This is a genomic window from Azohydromonas sp. (assembly GCF_035325925.1).
Lineage (GTDB): Bacteria > Pseudomonadota > Gammaproteobacteria > Burkholderiales > Burkholderiaceae_C > Calidifontimicrobium.
In genome coordinates this window covers 62,616-65,510 of the sequence record NZ_DAOKZA010000017.1, presented here as the reverse complement: position 1 = coordinate 65,510, position 2,895 = coordinate 62,616, and the positions used below count along the sequence as shown (strand labels likewise).

Here is a 2,895-nt window from a genome sequence, read left to right as displayed (position 1 = left end):
GGGCGTACATTCGGCGCGCAGGAGGTGCGCGCGATGTCCTCAGGCAAGATCCTCGTCGCCCAGGGCGGCGGCCCGACGGCGGTCATCAACCAGTCGCTGGCCGGCGTCGTGCTCGAGGCGCGGCGCCACCACGACGTGCGGCTCGTCTACGGCGCGCAGCACGGCGTGCGCGGCATCGTCGACGAGGACTTCGTCGACCTGACGCAGGAGACCAGCCACAACCTCGAGCTGGTGGCGAACACGCCGGCGTCGGCGCTGGGATCGACGCGCGACAAACCCGACCTGAAGTACTGCCAGGAGATCTTCAAGGTCCTGCAGGCGCACGAGATCGCGCACTTCTTCTACATCGGCGGCAACGACAGCGCCGACACCGTGCGCATCGTCGCCGAGGAGGCGCGCAAGGCCGGTTACCCGCTGCGCAGCCTGCACATCCCGAAGACCATCGACAACGACCTGGTCGGCAACGACCACACGCCGGGTTTCCCGAGTGCGGCGCGTTTCGTCGCGCAGGCCTTCGCCGGCGCCAACCTCGACAACGCGGCACTGCCCGGCGTGTACGTCGGCGTCGTGATGGGCCGCCACGCCGGCTTCCTGACCGCCGCGTCGGCGCTGGGCAAGAAGTTCGACGACGACGGCCCGCACCTGATCTACCTGCCCGAGCGCACCTTCGACATCGAACGCTTCCTGGCCGACGTGAAGACCACCCACGACCGGCTCGGGCGCTGCGTGGTTGCGGTCAGCGAGGGCATCCACGACGCGTCGGGCACGCCGATCGTCGCCCAGCTGGCGAAGGACCTCGAACGCGACGCCCATGGCAACCTGCAGTTGTCGGGCAGCGGCGCGCTGGCCGACCTGCTGTGCGAGCAGATCAAGACCCGGCTGAAGATCAAGCGCGTGCGCGGCGACACCTTCGGCTACCTGCAGCGCAGCTTCGTCGGCTGCGTGTCCGACGTCGACCAGCGCGAGGCCCGCGAGGTCGGCGAGAAGGCGGTGCAGTTCGCGCTGTGGGGCGACCGCGACGGCAGCGTCGCGATCGAACGCACCGGCTTCTACTCGGTCGACTACCGGCTGCTGCCGCTCGAGGCGGTGGCCGGCAAGGCGCGCACGATGGACGATGCGTTCATCGCCGCCAACGGCACCGACGTCACCGACGCGTTCCGCCTGTACCTGCGCCCGCTGCTCGGGTCGGGCATGCCCGACGCGTTCCGCCTGCGCCCGGCGCCGGTGCCCAAGGTGCTGCGCCGCGGCGGGTAGCAGGGGTCGGCGCGCCGGCTTGATGTCGGTCAAGCATCGAGCACCCGGTGCGGGCGAGCATCGCCGCGTCGGGGTCGCGCCGGCCCCGCTCGAGCCCACCCACCCATCGACCGCCGGAGACCCGCCCATGCCACGCCCTCTTCGCCTTCTGCACACGCTTGTCGGCGCCGCCGCCCTGGTCGCCGCGACCGCCGCCTTCGCCCAGGCCAGCAGCGGCACGCACGCGGTGCGTGTGCTCACACCCGAAGCCGCGATGAAAGCGGTCAATGCGGCGCTGCAGGACTGCCGCAAGCGCGGCTACCAGGTCAGCGTCGCGGTGGTCGACCGCTTCGGCATCGAGCAGGCGACCTGGCGCGACCGCTTCGCCGGCGCGCACACGCCCGACTTCGCGCTCGACAAGGCGTGGACGGCGGTGAGCTTCCGCACCCCCACGTCGGACCTCGCACGCACGACGCAGGCCGGGCAGCCGAGCTCGGGCATCCGCCACGTGCCGCGTTTCGCCGCGGTGGGCGGCGGCCTGCTGATCGAGGCCGGCGGCTCGATCGTCGGCGGCATCGGCGTGTCGGGCGCACCCAGCGGCGACGCCGACGACGAGTGCGGCAAGGCGGGCATCGCGGCGATCAAGGACGACCTCGACTTCTGAGCGCGGCGACGGCGCGCCGCCCGGTCAGCGGTCCTTGCGCACCGAGCCGGCCAGCGATGCCGGCATGTCGGCGGCGCTGCCGAGCAGGAACACGGTGTAGACCCCGCCGGCGTCGAGCGTGACGTCGGGGTCGGCGAACTTGACCGTCGGCGGCGTCGGCGAGGTCACCGCCAGCAGCTGGTCGCTGCCGGCGGCGTGCTGCACCGGCGCCGAGGCCTCGCCGAAAGCGGCGCTGCCCAGCGGCGTGAAGCCCACCGACAGCGCGATCGCCTCGTCGAGCCCGGCCACCGCGTGCAGCACGCGCAGCTTGGCCTTGTCGGCGGCGGTCGGGCGGCGGTTGTCGTCGGCGATCACGCGCAGCACCGGCGCGTCGACGGTACCGGCGACGAGCAGCGTGAGGTCGGCGCCGGCAGCGGCGTCGAGCAGCGGCAGCGCCGGCAGCGTGAGTTCGGTGCCGCCGGCGGCGACGCCGACACCCAGCGGGTGCGTGCCCGCGGGCAGCAGCGTGTAGGCGCCGATCTGCGGCGAGGCGACGTCGGCGGCGAGCAGGCGCTCGCCGGCACGCACGTTCACGCGCGCGCCGCCGCCGATCGCCGCGACCACGCGCACGCGCGCGGCCGCGGTCGGCAGGTTCTGCAGCGCGCCGCCCTGGTTGACCAGCGCGGCGTTGACCAGCACGCCGCCCGGCGTGCCGGTGAGCAGCAGCGTCGCGACGCGGCGGGCGTCGAGCGCGACGCCGTCGACGTCCAGGCGCACGTCGTCGCGGTCGCCGGCGGCGGTGACGCGCAGCCGGTAGCGCCCGGCGTTGAGCGTGGCGTAGTCGCTGGTGGCGTCGGCGGCGACTGCGGCGGCCACCGCGCTGGCGTCGTCGAGCGCGTCGCCGGGCGCGGTGAGGTAGACGTCGAGCGCGCCGGCGTCGCTGCCGGCGTTGAGCACGCGCAGCTTGGCCTTGCCGCTGTCGGGGCGCGGCTCGTCGTCGACCAGCATCACCGTCTTCA

The 2,895-nt window shown here is 73.6% G+C and carries 3 protein-coding genes; 2 read left to right on the top strand and 1 reads right to left on the bottom strand.

The window, feature by feature from the left end; translation table 11 throughout:
• Nucleotides 1–33 precede the first annotated feature (33 nt).
• Together PKC53_RS08635 and PKC53_RS08630 are read left to right on the top strand one after the other, a co-directional pair.
• On the top strand, nucleotides 34–1,254 hold the full coding sequence (locus PKC53_RS08635; protein ID WP_324428074.1) for a 6-phosphofructokinase: 1,221 nt from the start codon (nucleotides 34–36) through the stop codon (nucleotides 1,252–1,254).
• A 127-nt stretch (nucleotides 1,255–1,381) separates the two neighbouring features.
• Nucleotides 1,382–1,897, top strand: coding sequence for a heme-binding protein (locus PKC53_RS08630; protein WP_324428064.1), 516 nt, complete (start codon nucleotides 1,382–1,384; stop codon nucleotides 1,895–1,897).
• Nucleotides 1,898–1,921: 24 nt separating this feature from the next.
• On the opposite strand, the gene PKC53_RS08625 is transcribed toward PKC53_RS08630, so the two are convergent.
• Nucleotides 1,922–2,895, bottom strand: a 974-nt coding sequence (locus PKC53_RS08625) for a DUF4397 domain-containing protein (RefSeq protein WP_324428063.1), incomplete at its 5' end; no start/stop codon positions are given.

Excerpts from the sequence above, each read along its gene's own strand:
- PKC53_RS08635 (WP_324428074.1), top strand. The coding sequence starts at position 34 with ATGTCCTCAGGCAAGATCCTCGTCGCCCAGGGCGGCGGCCCGACGGCG.
- PKC53_RS08630 (WP_324428064.1), top strand. The coding sequence starts at position 1,382 with ATGCCACGCCCTCTTCGCCTTCTGCACACGCTTGTCGGCGCCGCCGCC.